15 protein-coding genes and 1 other RNA gene are annotated in these 11603 nt (G+C 52.7%); 8 read left to right on the forward strand and 8 right to left on the reverse strand.

Annotated features, from left to right (window positions below; all coding sequences use genetic code 11):
• Positions 1-573: hypothetical protein (locus R3177_RS08990; RefSeq protein WP_318970700.1), on the reverse strand; the 573-nt coding region annotated here is incomplete at its 3' end.
• A gap of 84 nt (positions 574-657) precedes the next feature.
• On the opposite strand from R3177_RS08990, the gene R3177_RS08995 reads away from it, so the two are divergent.
• On the forward strand, positions 658-1284 hold the full coding sequence (locus R3177_RS08995; protein WP_318970701.1) for a methylamine utilization protein: 627 nt from the start codon (positions 658-660) through the stop codon (positions 1282-1284).
• 53 nt (positions 1285-1337) lie between these two features.
• Here the strand turns inward: R3177_RS08995 and rnpB are convergent.
• Positions 1338-1706: RNase P RNA component class A (gene rnpB / locus R3177_RS09000), an RNA gene on the reverse strand.
• 21 nt (positions 1707-1727) lie between these two features.
• Positions 1728-2579: a 16S rRNA (cytidine(1402)-2'-O)-methyltransferase gene (rsmI, locus tag R3177_RS09005; protein WP_318970702.1), complete on the reverse strand. Its 852-nt coding sequence runs from the start codon at positions 2577-2579 to the stop codon at positions 1728-1730.
• A gap of 76 nt (positions 2580-2655) precedes the next feature.
• On the opposite strand from rsmI, the gene R3177_RS09010 reads away from it, so the two are divergent.
• From R3177_RS09010 to dolP, 4 genes are read left to right on the forward strand one after another with little or no spacing between them, the layout of a single operon-like run.
• Complete coding sequence (locus R3177_RS09010; RefSeq protein WP_318970703.1) at positions 2656-4500, forward strand: penicillin-binding protein activator; 1845 nt, start codon at positions 2656-2658, stop codon at positions 4498-4500.
• Between the two features lie 31 nt (positions 4501-4531).
• On the forward strand, positions 4532-4876 hold the full coding sequence (locus R3177_RS09015; protein WP_318970704.1) for a YraN family protein: 345 nt from the start codon (positions 4532-4534) through the stop codon (positions 4874-4876).
• 12 nt (positions 4877-4888) lie between these two features.
• Entirely contained in the window at positions 4889-5476 is a 588-nt protein-coding gene (locus R3177_RS09020; RefSeq protein ID WP_318970705.1) for an SIS domain-containing protein, read from the forward strand.
• Positions 5473-6042, forward strand: coding sequence for a division/outer membrane stress-associated lipid-binding lipoprotein (dolP, locus tag R3177_RS09025; protein WP_318970706.1), 570 nt, complete (start codon positions 5473-5475; stop codon positions 6040-6042). The genes R3177_RS09020 and dolP overlap by 4 nt, the downstream gene beginning before the upstream one ends.
• Positions 6043-6118: 76 nt before the next feature.
• On the opposite strand, the gene R3177_RS09030 is transcribed toward dolP, so the two are convergent.
• Genes R3177_RS09030 through ampD form a run of 5 tightly spaced genes read right to left on the reverse strand, consistent with a single transcriptional unit; the run spans position 6119 to position 9705 of the window.
• Positions 6119-6796, reverse strand: coding sequence for a DUF599 domain-containing protein (locus R3177_RS09030; protein ID WP_318970707.1), 678 nt, complete (start codon positions 6794-6796; stop codon positions 6119-6121).
• 42 nt (positions 6797-6838) lie between these two features.
• Complete coding sequence (gene rarD / locus R3177_RS09035; protein ID WP_318970708.1) at positions 6839-7753, reverse strand: EamA family transporter RarD; 915 nt, start codon at positions 7751-7753, stop codon at positions 6839-6841.
• A gap of 23 nt (positions 7754-7776) precedes the next feature.
• The gene (locus tag R3177_RS09040) at positions 7777-8235 is read right to left on the reverse strand and encodes a thioesterase family protein (protein WP_318970709.1); all 459 of its coding nucleotides are present in this window, start codon (positions 8233-8235) and stop codon (positions 7777-7779) included.
• A gap of 1 nt (position 8236) precedes the next feature.
• The gene (ampE, locus tag R3177_RS09045) at positions 8237-9124 is read right to left on the reverse strand and encodes a regulatory signaling modulator protein AmpE (RefSeq protein WP_318970710.1); all 888 of its coding nucleotides are present in this window, start codon (positions 9122-9124) and stop codon (positions 8237-8239) included.
• A complete protein-coding gene (gene ampD, locus R3177_RS09050) occupies positions 9121-9705 on the reverse strand; it encodes a 1,6-anhydro-N-acetylmuramyl-L-alanine amidase AmpD (RefSeq protein ID WP_318970711.1) in 585 nt (194 codons plus the stop codon). The genes ampE and ampD overlap by 4 nt, the downstream gene beginning before the upstream one ends.
• A gap of 66 nt (positions 9706-9771) precedes the next feature.
• Between ampD and R3177_RS09055 the strand changes: the two genes are divergently transcribed.
• The 3 genes from R3177_RS09055 to R3177_RS09065 all read left to right on the forward strand — a co-directional run.
• Complete coding sequence (locus R3177_RS09055) at positions 9772-10293, forward strand: TIGR02281 family clan AA aspartic protease (RefSeq protein ID WP_318970712.1); 522 nt, start codon at positions 9772-9774, stop codon at positions 10291-10293.
• A gap of 1 nt (position 10294) precedes the next feature.
• The gene (gene nadC / locus R3177_RS09060; RefSeq protein ID WP_318970713.1) at positions 10295-11194 is read left to right on the forward strand and encodes a carboxylating nicotinate-nucleotide diphosphorylase; all 900 of its coding nucleotides are present in this window, start codon (positions 10295-10297) and stop codon (positions 11192-11194) included.
• 124 nt (positions 11195-11318) lie between these two features.
• On the forward strand, positions 11319-11603 hold a 285-nt coding region (locus R3177_RS09065; RefSeq protein WP_318970714.1), incomplete at its 3' end, for a cold shock domain-containing protein.

An 11603-nucleotide genomic window follows, 5' to 3' on the forward strand; every position in this document is an offset into this window, starting at 1 on the left:
ACCTGCAGGATCATTGCCCTGAAACGCGCCAATCACAGCGCTCCAGCTATGTTTCGACTGAAAAAACCGGCCCGGCCGGCTGATATTCAGTTCAGCACCGCGGGTGCGGATCTCTTCAGCAACCCAGCTGTTAATTGCAGAAAAGCTGCTGCTGTAAGGTGATGTCCAGGCAATATCGGTATTTTCAAGCGACAATTGCGGGTAAAAATAACCAAGGCGGCCACGCAGACGGTAGCCGCTTACTGGCAACGGTGACCAGCCCAGCCAGGCTTCAGTAACAGAAAATCCGGGGTTTGGACGGCTACGCCACTGGGAATTCAGCCGGCCAGAAACGGCAGAGTCAGTCAGGATATCAATACTTACGTATTGCGGTCCGGCATTCAACGGTTGCCCCGGGTAAGACAACTGACCTGTGCCGCCGTTGAGCCAGCTTTTGTTAACCTGTGAGGCAGGCTCTGTTTGCGAGACAAAAAGCTCGCCTTTCGCTTTATAGCTGAACTCAAGCGCTGAACTGCCAAATACCAGCATTGCCCCCGCGAATAATACTGCCCGGCGAATCATCAGCGCTATCATCCGCAACCTCTGTGCAATTTTACAATGTTATTCTTTGCTAAATGTACTATGTTAATCGCCTGTATGCTAATACCGGGTTGCACGATGCCAAAGCATATTTTACTGATAGCGTTAATTTTTCCGCTGCAAAGCCTGGCCAGTGAGCTTTATGTCACCATTACAGATGCTGAAAAAAAGCCCGTACCTTTTGCCGTTGTTGAACTGGTAAACGAAAATTATCCGGCAAAGCCTGCCTCAGAGGCGGCGCAAGTCATTCAACAGGATTTAAATTTTCAGCCTTTTGTCAGCATTGTAACGCAGGGTACATTTGTCGAATTTCCGAATATGGATAAAACCCGGCATCATGTCTATTCATTCTCCCCGGCCAAGGTATTTGAATTACGCCTGTATTCCGGCGAGCCGGAAGCGCCGGTGATGTTCGACCGGGCAGGCATCGTCACGCTGGGCTGTAACATTCACGATAATATGCTGGCTTACGTTTACGTCAGTGGTAGTCATTTTACCACCATGACAAACGCCAGCGGCGTGGCGCACTTTAACAACCTGCCACAGCACGAATTTGAAATAAGGGTCTGGCATCCTTGGCAACAGGCGCCGCTGTCACCACTGTTCATCTCTGTTAAGGCCGGCACCGAACATCTGGACCGCGTGCTTGATATTCAGTGGCAGGATTTACCAGCAGCAAATAAGGCCGGCTTCGGCGATTATTAAACACTGAGAATAACGTAGTACAGAAACAGCTATTACAGGCTGAGTCAGGTAAGAAGGTGAGTTGGCCAGTAAGCCGGGTTCTGTGCTCTGTTGCCAGAGTGACAATCATTCCTCTAGGACTCAGGTCGCCCTGAGCCTCAAGCAATCTACCCGCCCTCAACGCGGGCCGCGCCATAAAGGGCCTATTTGATCTTGCTCCGGGTGGAGTTTACCGTGCCACGAACTGTTACCAGTCGCGCGGTGCGCTCTTACCGCACCCTTTCACCCTTACCTGATCCCACTTGCGTGGGCCATCGGCGGTTTGCTCTCTGTTGCACTGGTCGTAGGCTCGCGCCTCCCAGGCATTACCTGGCACCCTGCCCTGTGGAGCCCGGACTTTCCTCCCCTTGCTTACGCAAGCAGCGATTGTCTTGGCCAACTCAGCGCGGATTATACGCGAATTGTCAGCTTTCACCAGCCCATTCCAATGCCAGTTTATACAAGGCATTTTTCTTTTCGTTATGTATTTGCGCCGTTAGCGCCGCGGCTTGTTTTACCGGCAGTTCAGCCAGTAAAATCTTTAACGTGGTTTGCACCTGCTCACTGATCTCACTGCTTGCCCGGGCGGACGCTGAGGCTATCATCAGTACCATTTCGCCCTGGCAACGTTGCGGATCTTCGTTTAACCAGGCCTGAATTTGTTCCGGCGTGCCATGGCAAAAGGCTTCAAAGGTTTTAGTCAGCTCTTTGGCCAGCACCAGCTCGCGATCAGCACCCAGCACCAGCGCCACATCGTCCAGAGAGGCCTGAATCCGCCGTGCAGTTTCATAACAGACAATGGTCCCGACATCGGCCGGCAAGGCTGCCAGCTGACTTTGACGCTGACTACTTTTGGCCGCCAGAAAACCAATAAATAAAAATTTATCGGTGGGCAGCCCGGCCGCGCACAGCGCAGTAACAACAGCGCTTGGCCCCGGTATCGGCACTACCCTGACCCCGGCTTCCCGGCACTGGCGTACCAGAGTATAGCCAGGGTCGCTTATCAGCGGCGTACCGGCATCAGACACCAGCGCCACATCCTCACCGGCCTGACATCGGGCGATAATACTGGCTGCCCGTTGTTTTTCATTATGATCATGTAAAGCCAGGGTACGGGTAGTAACAGCCAGATGGGCCAGCAACTTCCCGGTATGACGGGTATCTTCAGCGGCGATACAGCTAACCTGCTTTAACGTAGCAATCGCGCGCTCGCTAATGTCAGCTAAATTGCCGATAGGTGTGGCAACAACGTACAAGGATCCGGTTTGTTTGGTCATATTTCGCTATTTAATTGAGCTTGGCGGGCAGTCTAAGTAAGATAGCCCTATTAAAAGCCTAATGGTACTGTGCAACGTGAATTCCAGCAAATTAAAGCCACTGCTCTTTTTAAGCCTGTGCGGCCTGTTAGTCAGCTGTGCCCAGCAACCCACCCCCGCCGTTGAGCGCCCGGCGATAGCCAAAGCGCCGGAGGAGCCGGCCAGCGCCGTGGTGGCAACGGATGCCCGGGAGCTGTACCGGCAAGCCCGTGATTATCAGGGTGAAGCACGGCAAATCCGGTTACTGCGAGCCGCCCGTGCGGCGCTGGAGCAGCAGCAATATCCGCTGGCGCTGGCAATTAGCCATACCCTGGCCAACAGTGATTATGCGGTGGTGCGTCAGCGCAATATCCTGATATTGCTGCAGGCATATCTGGCGAACAATGAAACCGAGCGTGCCAGTGCCTTACTGGAACAAACGCCGCTGGATACCGTGCCAGAAACCGATATCAGCGACTATCTGTGGCAGGGCGCCCAGTTTTATGCCCGCCAGCAACGCAATCTGGCCGCCAGCCGCTGGCTGCTGCAACTGGACCAGCTGGAACAAAGCAATACTGACTATCCTGAACTGTGGAATTTACTATGGCAGCAACTGACCTCGTTAAGCCAGGCTAATCTGACTAGCCTGCGGACCAATGCCACTTCGCGCAATCTGGCCTGGCTGAATCTGGCAGACCTGGTCCGGGCTAATATCGGTCAGCAGCAAGCGTTGCAGCAGGCACTGGTCAGCTGGCATCAGCGTTATCCGTTTATGCCAGGCCCCGATGCCCTGCCACAGTCATTACAACAATTGCTGACATTAACCCCGTATCAGCCAAAGCGTATTGGCGTGCTGCTGCCGTTAACCGGTAATTTCCGGGCCCATGCCAAAGCGTTGCAATATGGTCTGGTCAGCGCTGCCAGCGCTCAGCGGGATGGTGCAGAGCTTATTTTTATCGACAGCCAGCAAAGCCCGGAACAAATCACCACCGCGTTAAAACAACAATTGGTCGATTTTGTCATAGGCCCGCTGCTCCGGGATCAGGTAGACCTGATTAGCCAGCAGCAGGACTGGCCCTGGCCGACCCTGTTTTTAAACAGTCGCCTGCCAGACACCCCGAAAAGAGCGAATCACTTTTTTTATGCCCTGAGCCTGGAGGATGAAGTCAGTCAGATGGCAGAGCTGTTTGCGCAGAAAAATTACCAGCGGCCAGTGGTGATCAGTGCCCGCAATAATATCAGCCAGCGGATGCAGCAGCACTTTGCCAGCCAGTGGCAGGCGCTTGGCCATCCGACACCCGAGCTTTACCAGTTTAGTGCCAAAGCTGAACTGGAGGCGATAGTCAGCAGTCTGCTGGAAACCGATGTCAGCCAAAGCCGTATCCGCAATATCAACAGCCTGATCAGCGGCAACGTCAAACTAGAGGCCGAACCCCATAGCCGGCTCGATATCGATGCCATTTATCTGCTGGCCGATCCGGTGCAAACCCGCTTATTTAAACCCTATGTCGATGTATCGGTGAACCAGACTGCACCCCGGCTGCCGGTTTATGCCAGCTCACGCAGTTTCAGCACCAGCCTGGATCGCAATGAACAACGCGATTTAAACGGTCTGACGTTTACTGAAATGCCCTGGATGCTCGGCGAGCAAAGCAGTGTTCAGCTGCGCGAGCAATATCAGCAGCTGTTTACCGATCAGGATGAAATTCTGCAGCGGCTTTTTGCCATGGGACATGATGCCTACCAGCTGATCGCCCGCCTGAAACAACAACAGCATATGCCGGCACTGGTGTTCTCCGGCATGACCGGTCAGCTCAGCCTGGATAAGCATGGTACTGTGGTACGCCGGTTAAGCTGGGCCAGTTATCGGAATAACCGGCTCATCGCCGTCCAGGAGCCCTGAGTATAATCAGTTAAATAATGAAAAATTTCCTATGAATAACAAAGGGGAATACTACGAGAAGCTGGCGCTGGATTATTTACTGCAACAGGGCCTGAGTCTGGTGGTACGGAATTTTCAGTGTAAGGCCGGTGAAATCGACTTAGTGATGCGTCAGGGCCAGCAACTGGTGTTTATTGAGGTAAAATACCGGGCCAGCGCCGCATTTGGCGGTGCGCTGGCAGCCGTTACCACGGCGAAACAGCAGAAACTGCTCAGGGCCGTACGGTGGTATCTACAACAGCATGGCGGTCAGAACCAGCCATGCCGGATTGATGTATTAGCAATTGAAGGGCGCGAGCCCTTTCATTACAACTGGCTGCAGAATGCATTCAGTTAGAAGGACAGGGTGATGCAGGAAAATATCCGCCAGCTTTTCAGCGAAAATATTCAAACCATGATCGCCACCAGCGAAGCGCTGGCTGAGCCGATTGAGAACAGTGCACTGGTGATCGTTAACAGCCTGATCAGCGGCGGCAAGGTGCTATGCTGTGGCGCCGGTGCCAGCCATGGTCTGGCAGGCCATTTCGCCCAGCTGCTGCTTGATCAGTTTGAAACCGAGCGTCCCTGTTTGCCGGCACTGGCGCTGCAGAATGATATGTCCAGCCTGCATCCCAATAACCATATTAATCAGGATTATCTGGCCCGGCAGGTACGGGCACTGGGTAATGCTGCAGATGTACTCCTGGTGATTTCGCTGACCGGCTCTGAACAAAGTTTAATTAAAGCAGTCGAAGCCGCGGTGACCAGCGATATGAAAGTAGTGGCTTTGACGATAGACAACGACAGTGAGCTGGCTGGCCTGCTGAACCAGCAGGATGTCGAGTTAAAAGTACCGGCGCACCGGCCTGCCAGGGTATTCGAATGCTACACCTTTTTACTGCATTGCATTTGCGAACTAATTGATACTACGCTGTTTCCACAGCAGGGAGAACTATGAACATCAGTAAATTTATTGCATTGGGTACCGCAATTATCCTGTTACAGGGCTGTGCAGCAGCGGTGGTGGCCGGTGGCGCCACCGCTGCCACCGCCGCAAACGATCGCCGTACTCTCGGCTCACAATTGGACGACAACAGTATTGTTATCCGGGCCCGCCGGGAATTAGGCACGGCACAGAGCATTCCTGACAGCAGCAACATTAACGTGACCAGTTATAACGGAGTGGTTTTACTGACCGGTCAGGTCGCCAGCAATAGCATCAGGCAACAGGCAGAACAGCTGATTAAAGACACGCCGGGTGTGCGCGATATCCATAATCAGATCCGGCTTGGTAACAGCACCTCGTTAACTACCCGTACCCGTGACAGCTGGATAACCGCCAAGGTTAAATCCAAACTGCTGGCCGATGATGATGTCAGCGGTTTAAATATTAAAGTGGTAACCGAGAATGCTGAAGTATTTTTAATGGGGCTGGTGCAGGGGCCAGAGGCTGATAAAGCCGTCGATATCGCCCGCCATGTTGAAGGGGTAGCGCGCGTTATCAAAGCGTTCGAGCGACGCTGAGCCATTATCGCGGGCAAAAAGGGTCGGAATGAATAATGTATTCGCTCCGACCTTTTTTAATGTCAGTTGTCCGGGTTTAACATTCCTGCAGCGCTTTTAATACTTTCGAGTGGAACTCACGTTGTTTCATGACCATCATGACGACGACTGAGCTGACCATAAACAGCATCGGATCAATAAACCATGCCAGGGCTGACAACGAAAAATAAATCGCCCGCAAACCATAGTTAAACGAGTGGCCCGCCTGATCAATCACCTTGGCTGCCCGGTTGGCATACAGCGCCTGATCGTCTTCGTTTAAATTGCGGCCATCCGGCGCAGCGCCTATCAGCACGCCGCAAAAACCATACTGGCGTAAAGACCAGGTAAACTGAAAAAAAGCAAACACAAAAATAAAGGTCAGCAACAGCAGTTTTAACTGGACCGAACCTTCAGTATAGTCAGCCCAGGGTACCAGATTAGACAGCATCAGGCTCAGTTTCTCGGCTGACGACATGGCCGTCAGTAACCCGGCTAATATCAGCAGAGAACTGGAGGCAAAAAACGTGACATTGCGCTCCAGCGTTGATATCAGACCGACATCTGCCATTTTATTATCACGCAGCAACATTTTCTGCATCCAGTCGGTACGTTTTCGCCTGAGCTCAAAGGACAGGCAACTGACCACCTTTGCTTTGCGTTTAGCAAACAAGGTGTAACCAATCCACAACACAAAAAACCAGATAACAGCAATCAAATCTAACGGGCCTGGCATACAATGCTCCTGCAACTCAGACAACGGCTTTAGCGGCCGGTTTTAACATACTGCGCTGCGCAACAGGTTGCGCTGATGGCGATGATGGCGCCACGCATCCCAGCTGTAAATCAGTAATGCCAGCCAGATAAAGCCAAAGGTAAGCAAACTGGCCGGCCGTAGCGGTTCATGATACAGCCAGACCCCGAAGATAAACATCAGGCTCGGGCCGATATATTGAAAAAAGCCCATCGTTGACAACTGCAGCCGTCTGGCGCCGGCAATAAAACACAGCAAAGGTACCGTGGTTACCAGCGCCGCTGCCACCAGCAATAAATTCAGGCCGGGCGTATTGTTTAGCATATTCACCGCGCTGCTGTCGGCAAACAGCAACCAGTACAGCACTGCCAGTGGCAATAATAACAACGATTCGACAAACAACCCGGTAAGTGCCTCGACCGCCAGCTTTTTGCGCAGCAAGCCATACACAGCGAAAGAGCCAGCCAGCGCCAGCGCCACCCAGGGGATAGAGCCAAAAATAATCACCTGGATCAGCACACCAGTTGCGGCCAGCCCTAATGCCAGCCATTGCAGGCGTCTTAACCGTTCACCGAGAAATAACAGGCCAAGTAACACATTCAGCAGCGGGTTTATATAGTAGCCCAGACTGGCATCCAGCATATGGTCACTGTTCACCGCCCAGATAAACAATCCCCAGTTAGCACCGAGGATGACAGCAGTAAATAACAGCCAGCACATCAGCCTCGGCTGACAGAGCAGATGCATCAGCTTCGCTCCCTGTTTCAGCGCCAGTAATACCAGCAACAGCAGCAGACAAGACCAGACTATCCGGTGCACCAGAATTTCAGGGGCGGCGATAAAATCGATTTGCTTAAAATATAAAGGGGCAACGCCCCAAAGGGTGTAAGCACTGGCGGCGAAGACACCTCCCAGCTTCTGTTCCCTGCTTAACGACATTGTCTTATCCCAAAATCGGGCACTTAACCAACCAGATAAGTACCAGTACCCAGTGCTATATGCACACCTTGTTCGTTATGCAGCTCCATCCGGCACACCGCCACTTTATTTCCAGAGCGAATCACTCTGGCGGTGGCAATAAATGCCTGTCCCCGGCCAGGGCGCAGATAATCGGTGCGGATATCAATCGTACTCATTTTGCCAAAGCGCTGTACCAGTTCATTCTGGTCAATGTCACTAAACCGTTCCAGGGCACTGGCAACGGCCATCATGCCGCCGGCCACATCAAGCACCGAGGCAATAACGCCGCCATGTAAAATTTGCTGAATAGGATTACCTACCAGTTGCTGGGCCCACGGGAATCGCACTTCCACTTCATCAGCGCCAAACCGGCTTACCTGTAGCCCCAGCAAGCGGTTAAACGGCATCTGATCAAAGGTAGCAGCAATATAAGGCAGTAATTGTTCTGTTGACCGATTCATCTCAGCGCAGGACACCGCTTAACGTCAGCACCGCGACCAGTGCCAGAAAAAACAGCATATTGCGTTTGGCTAACTGCACCATGGCCGTGGTTTCGTCTGCGGTATTCAGCTGTTCGGGATCAAGTGGCTCTGCCGCAACCGCCACTTCAGTCAGGACCTGCTCGTTGTCGGTACTAAAATCCATAAAGTATCCCAGCAGTGCATTTGATGCCCGGGAAAAATACCCCACCAATGCAAAACCAAGGCCAAACAACCGGGTTGGCAACCACTGCGCCCAGAACGTCATGTAATACACGGCATCAGGGCCGTCACTGTCTGGCTGCAATGCCTGATAAACAGAGTTGTCAGCGTCTGTACTATCCTGTGCTGCGTTTAGCGTAACCGGCTCCTGTAACTGGCGTAGCAAAACATAGGTAATAACCCCAAAGGCGCCGAATAGCAAAAACCAGAACACGGTCGCAGCGTAATAGCGGAAATTCAGCCAAATCAGCGTCTGACCATAGCTATTCTGCTCCATACTACTGCCACTGTCATTTTGAATCTGCTGCATAGCCAGATCTGCCGCTTCGGCATCGCCGCGCTCCTGCGCATTCAGATATTGTTTGTATAGCTGCCGATAATGCCAGCAACCAATCCCCACCAGTAGCACCAGTGTATTGACAATTAGCGTCAGCAGCCGGCTATCTATCAGACACAACAACAGCATCACGACCGCACCTGGCAGTATCAGCCAGAGATACTGGCCGAGCCGGTGGCGCGCCAGAGTGGCCAGCGGGGTGTTAACACTGAATTTTAAATATGCTGTGACATAGCGTTGTGCCTGCCAGGCACTGCTGCGCACAGCCAGCCGCTCAATAATTAACGCCAGCAACATACTGATTAATGTCATTCCCTGCTCTCCTTCATTGCGGCTTGAATTGCGGCCCGGTAATATGTCCAGTCAAATGCCGGCCCCGGATCGGTTTTACGTCCGGGGGCGATATCGCAGTGGCCGACTATCCGCTGTGGACTGATCTCGTGATAGCATGCCAGCAAATATTGGCTTAACGCTATCAGGCTCTGATACTGCTGCTCAGTATACGGCATATTATCGCAGCCTTCTAACTCTATCCCAATTGAATAATCATTGCAGTTGGCCCGACCAGCAAACTCACTTTTGCCGGCATGCCAGGCCCGTTTAGCAAAAGGGACATATTGAAAAATCGTGCCATCGCGCCAGATCACACAATGAGCGGCGACTCTTACCCCCTGTAATGAGCCAAAATCAGGATGAGCATGACAATCCAGGGTGCCGCAGAATAACTGATCAACGTAGCTACCCTGCTGCGGGGCAGCAGCAAAGTGGCCGGCCGGCAAACTGATATTATGAATCACCAGTAAACTTATCTGACCGTCGGCCGGGCGCTCATCAAAATGAGCAGAAGGACGTTGCACAAGCGGCGGACAGCTTGGCTGCGCAGCAGTTTTCATCGGAATTTTGCCTTTAGAGCCCACTGTGATTAAGCTAGGCACTATTGTCATGGTTGAAGCTGATGAATGCAAGTACCCGAGCAACGAACGCCTTTTGCAAAAGCCTTCAGCTGGCTGGCCTGGCTGCTGCTGTTAATTATGCTTTTTCTGTTCTTCCAGGATTATCTGGCAGGTAAACGCAACCCGAATCAGCAATTGCAGAGCATTCAGGGCCCGGCAGGCGAGGTCAGCACGGTGCTTATTCGTAACCGTGCCGGACATTATATTGGCACTGCGCTGCTAAATGGTCAGCCGGTAGACTTTATGCTGGATACCGGCGCCACCACGGTGGCGATTGCCGAGGATACCGCCGAAAAGCTGGGGCTGCCGCGTGGCAGACAAATCCAGGTTGCGACGGCTAACGGTATTACCACCGCTTATCTGAGCGAGATTGCATCATTACAGCTGGGCGATATTGTGCTTAATCAGGTTACCGCCAGTGTAGTACCCAATCTGGGCGGAGCCGAGATTTTGTTAGGCATGAGCGCGTTAAACCAGTTAGAATTCCGCCAGCAAGGAAACCAACTGACCCTAATTCAGCGAAACTAATATGACCGACCAAGCCACTGCAACATCTTATCATCGTTATCTTGTACCGGAAATGAAGCGCAGCGTGCAGGCTGCCCTGGCAGAAGATTTAGGCTTCCAGCCGCTGACCGCTGGCGACATTACCGCCAGCCTTATTCCGGCCAGTCAGCAGGCCATTGCCACCATTATCAGCCGTGAAGCCTGCGTGGTATGTGGCACCGCCTGGGTGGATGAAGTTTTTGCCCAGCTCAATCAGCTCAGTCAGGATGGCCAGGTCAGTATCCGCTGGCAGGTAAAAGATGGTGATAACGTTGCCGCGGACAGTCTGTTGTGTGAGCTCAGCGGCCCGGCGCGCCTGCTTCTGACCGGTGAGCGCAGTGCCCTGAATTTTTTACAGCTGCTCAGTGGCACTGCAACGGTTACCGCCCAGTATGTCAGGGTGCTGGCCGATACCGCCACCCGCCTGCTGGATACCCGCAAAACTCTGCCGGGGTTACGCTTTGCCCAGAAATATGCGGTACAGTGTGGTGGCGGCTTAAATCATCGTTTTGGTTTGTTTGACGCGTTTCTGATTAAAGAAAACCATATCGCAGCGGCCGGCTCCATTCAGGCAGCGGTGGCTCAGGCCCGGCAGAACTTTCCCGGCAAACCGGTAGAAGTTGAAACCGAAAATCTGGCTGAAGTACAGCAAGCGCTGGCGGCAAAGGCTGATATTATTATGCTGGATAATTTCAGTCTGGCCGGGATCAGCGAAGCCGTCAGCCTGAACAATGGCCAGGCTAAACTGGAAGTTTCCGGCAATATTACTGCCGAGCGGTTAACCGAGCTTGCTGCGACCGGTGTCGACTTTATTTCCAGTGGCGCGCTGACCAAGCACGTGCAGGCAATAGATTTATCGATGCGGCTGCGGATTGCCAGCTAAACGACGTGCTGCGTTTTACTGAAAGATCCTAAACTTGTTAAACCACTATTCAGTAAACTTCTGGTAGACTCAAGCCATGACAACAGCCGTTGTTTGGTCATGGTTATTAGTTTGGTAATCGCCAATGCAGCCGACAGAACAGCCAGAACAGTTGACCGGCAAAGTGGTGCACTGGCGCGACGATAAAGGCTTTGGTTTCGTCGTGACCGACACCGACAACCGCCAATTGTTTTTCCATATCCGTGATTTCACGGACAGTAAAATCCGGCCTGCGGAAGGCTGCCGGCTGCAGTTTACGCTGGGCAGCGATAAACAACGGCGGCCCATTGCCCGTCAGCTGAAAATGATTGAGCCCGCTGCTAAAATCTTACCGCCACCAGAGCCCGAGTTTGTTGATCTTGACTACGCG

The organism is Arsukibacterium sp. (genome assembly GCF_033722355.1).
In the GTDB taxonomy this organism is placed as follows: Bacteria; Pseudomonadota; Gammaproteobacteria; order Enterobacterales; family Alteromonadaceae; genus Alishewanella.

Coding starts and splice junctions, on each gene's coding strand:
- R3177_RS08995 (WP_318970701.1), top strand. CDS start 658: ATGCCAAAGCATATTTTACTGATAGCGTTAATTTTTCCGCTGCAAAGC.
- rsmI (WP_318970702.1), bottom strand. CDS start 2,579: ATGACCAAACAAACCGGATCCTTGTACGTTGTTGCCACACCTATCGGC.
- R3177_RS09015 (WP_318970704.1), top strand. CDS start 4,532: ATGAATAACAAAGGGGAATACTACGAGAAGCTGGCGCTGGATTATTTA.
- R3177_RS09020 (WP_318970705.1), top strand. CDS start 4,889: ATGCAGGAAAATATCCGCCAGCTTTTCAGCGAAAATATTCAAACCATG.
- dolP (WP_318970706.1), top strand. CDS start 5,473: ATGAACATCAGTAAATTTATTGCATTGGGTACCGCAATTATCCTGTTA.
- R3177_RS09030 (WP_318970707.1), bottom strand. CDS start 6,796: ATGCCAGGCCCGTTAGATTTGATTGCTGTTATCTGGTTTTTTGTGTTG.
- rarD (WP_318970708.1), bottom strand. CDS start 7,753: ATGTCGTTAAGCAGGGAACAGAAGCTGGGAGGTGTCTTCGCCGCCAGT.
- R3177_RS09040 (WP_318970709.1), bottom strand. CDS start 8,235: ATGAATCGGTCAACAGAACAATTACTGCCTTATATTGCTGCTACCTTT.
- ampE (WP_318970710.1), bottom strand. CDS start 9,124: ATGACATTAATCAGTATGTTGCTGGCGTTAATTATTGAGCGGCTGGCT.
- ampD (WP_318970711.1), bottom strand. CDS start 9,705: ATGAAAACTGCTGCGCAGCCAAGCTGTCCGCCGCTTGTGCAACGTCCT.
- R3177_RS09055 (WP_318970712.1), top strand. CDS start 9,772: ATGCAAGTACCCGAGCAACGAACGCCTTTTGCAAAAGCCTTCAGCTGG.
- nadC (WP_318970713.1), top strand. CDS start 10,295: ATGACCGACCAAGCCACTGCAACATCTTATCATCGTTATCTTGTACCG.